The 2401-nt window shown below is 69.8% G+C and carries 1 protein-coding gene and 2 pseudogenes; 2 read left to right on the top strand and 1 reads right to left on the bottom strand.

All coding sequences use genetic code 11. The features are described from left to right. A pseudogene (locus tag ABZ749_RS33935) lies at positions 1 to 63 on the bottom strand (transcriptional regulator); the annotation flags it as partial. A 64-nt stretch (positions 64 to 127) separates the two neighbouring features. On the opposite strand from ABZ749_RS33935, the pseudogene ABZ749_RS33930 reads away from it, so the two are divergent. Both ABZ749_RS33930 and ABZ749_RS33925 read left to right on the top strand, forming a co-directional pair. Beyond that, a pseudogene (locus ABZ749_RS33930) lies at positions 128 to 868 on the top strand (cellulose-binding domain-containing protein); the annotation flags it as partial. 115 nt (positions 869 to 983) lie between these two features. After that, the gene (locus ABZ749_RS33925; RefSeq protein WP_357235191.1) at positions 984 to 2291 is read left to right on the top strand and encodes an endo-1,4-beta-xylanase; all 1308 of its coding nucleotides are present in this window, start codon (positions 984 to 986) and stop codon (positions 2289 to 2291) included. Positions 2292 to 2401 lie beyond the last annotated feature (110 nt).

Raw genomic sequence — 2401 nt, 5'->3', positions numbered from 1 at the left:
GGCCCGACCCTCGGCGGCGCCCTCGTGCATGCAGTGCCGGGCGTGCCCGTCGAGCAGCCCGAGGGTCGACGACATCCTCGACCTCATCCAGCCGGCGTTGTCCCGCGCGCTGGACTTCGGCGTGTCGCAGCAGTGGGGTGACCTGGTCCGGGAGGCGTACCCCGGCTACACCGGCCAGCGACCCCGGATGCAGATCTGGCACGGCGCCAACGACGAGACGCTGCGCTATCCGAACTTCGGCGAGCAGGTCAAGCAGTGGACCAACGTGCACGGGTTGAGCCAGACCCCGACGTACACCGACTCCCCGCAGTCCGGCCACACCCGCACCCGGTACGGCAGCAGCGGCCCGATGGCGCCCGTCGAGGCGATCAGCATGCAGGGTGTCACGCACAACCTGCCGGTCGACGCCGCGCAGGTGATCCGCTTCTTCGGGCTGGACGGCACCGCGCCGCCGACGACCCCGCCCCCGACCACCCCGCCGCCGACGACTCCGCCCCCGACGACTCCGCCCCCGACGACTCCGCCCCCGACCACGCCGCCGCCGACCGAGGGCGCCTGCCGGGTCGGCTACACGGTCAACGCCTGGAACAGCGGCTTCACCGCGAGCGTGGTCATCACCAACACCGGTGCCACCGCCGTGAACGGCTGGGCGCTGACCTTCACGCTGCCCAGCGGACAGCGCATCACCAGCGGCTGGAACGCCCAGTACGCCCCGGTGAGCGGCGCGGTGACCGCCCGCAATGTCTCCTACAACAACACCATCGCCCCGAACGCGTCGGTCGAGATCGGCTTCCAGGCCACGCACGAGGGCGGCACCGGCAAGCCCACCTCGTTCGCGCTCAACGGTGCCGCCTGTTCGGTGTCCTGATCTCCCCTTCCCACCCCACCACCCTCAAAGGAGTCACACGATGAGAAGTCCGAGATGGAAGGCGGCATCCAGAGCCGCCGTCGCGCTGGCCGGCGCGGGTGCCCTCGCCGCCGGCATGGCGCTGTTCGCGACGGCGCCCGCCTCCGCCGGGACGACGCTCGGCGCGTCCGCCGCCGAGAAGGGTCGCTACTTCGGTACGGCGGTGGCCGGCTTCAAGCTCTCCGACAGCGCGTACACCACGATTTTGAACCGTGAGTTCAACATGGTGACCGCCGAGAACGAAATGAAGATGAACGCCACCGAGCCGCAGCAGAACCAGTTCAGCTACGGGGCGGCGGACCAGATCGTCAACCACGCCCGCAGCCGCGGGATGAGCGTGCGGGGTCACACCCTGGCGTGGCATTCGCAGCAGCCCGGCTGGATGGAGAGCATGAGCGGCAGCGCGCTGCGGCAGGCGATGCTCAACCACGTCACGCAGGTGGCCACCTACTTCCGTGGCAAGGTCGTGGCGTGGGACGTGGTGAACGAGGCGTTCGCCGACGGCAGCTCCGGAGGCCGTCGCGACTCCAACCTCCAGCGCACCGGCAACGACTGGATCGAGGCGGCGTTCCGGGCGGCGCGTGCCGCGGACCCGGGCGCGAAGCTCTGCTACAACGACTACAACACCGACAACTGGACGCACGCCAAGACCCAGGGCGTCTACAACATGGTGCGCGACTTCAAGGCCCGTGGCGTGCCGATCGACTGCGTCGGGTTCCAGTCGCACTTTAACAACGACTCACCGTACGTGAGCAACTACCGCACCACCCTGTCGAGCTTCGCCGCGCTCGGTGTGGACGTGCAGATCACCGAGCTGGACATCCAGGGCGCTTCGGCGAACACGTACCGCAGCGTCGTCGAGGACTGCCTGGCCGTTGCCCGCTGCAACGGCATCACGGTGTGGGGCATCCGCGACAGTGACTCGTGGCGCGCTTCGCAGACCCCGCTGCTGTTCAACAGCAACGGCTCGAAGAAGCCTGCGTACGACGCTGTTCTCGCCGCGCTGAACAACGGCACCACGCCCACGGACCCGCCGACCGACCCGCCCACCGACCCGCCGACCGACCCGCCCACCACGCCGCCGCCGGGCACGGGTGGCTGCACCGCCACGGTGTCGGTGAACCAGTGGAACGGTGGCTTCGTGGCGAACGTGCGGGTGACCGCGGGCTCGTCGGCGCTCAACGGGTGGACGGTGTCGATCGGACTGCCGTCCGGTGCCACGGTCACCAACGCCTGGAGCGCCAACCGCAGTGGTAACACCGGCACGACGAACTGGACCAACGTCGCCTACAACGGTCAGGTCGGCGCCGGGCAGTCCACCGAGTTCGGGTTCCAGGCCAACGGCACCGCCGGCAGCCTGAGCCCCACCTGCTCCGCAGGCTGACGCACCCACCGGCCGGTGCGGGGGGCAAGACGAGGTGGAACTGACCGTCGTGGTACGTCAGGTCGGGCGCCCACACTCCGTTGGAGTCGCCGCACCCGCGCAGATCGAGC

The sequence above is a fragment of the Micromonospora sp. NPDC047753 genome (assembly GCF_040642735.1).
GTDB lineage: Bacteria > Actinomycetota > Actinomycetes > Mycobacteriales > Micromonosporaceae > Micromonospora.
Note: the sequence above shows the minus strand (reverse complement) of the source record. Positions and strands in the feature narration are given on the sequence as shown.

Excerpts from the sequence above, each read along its gene's own strand:
- ABZ749_RS33925 (WP_357235191.1), top strand. The coding sequence starts at position 984 with ATGGCGCTGTTCGCGACGGCGCCCGCCTCCGCCGGGACGACGCTCGGC.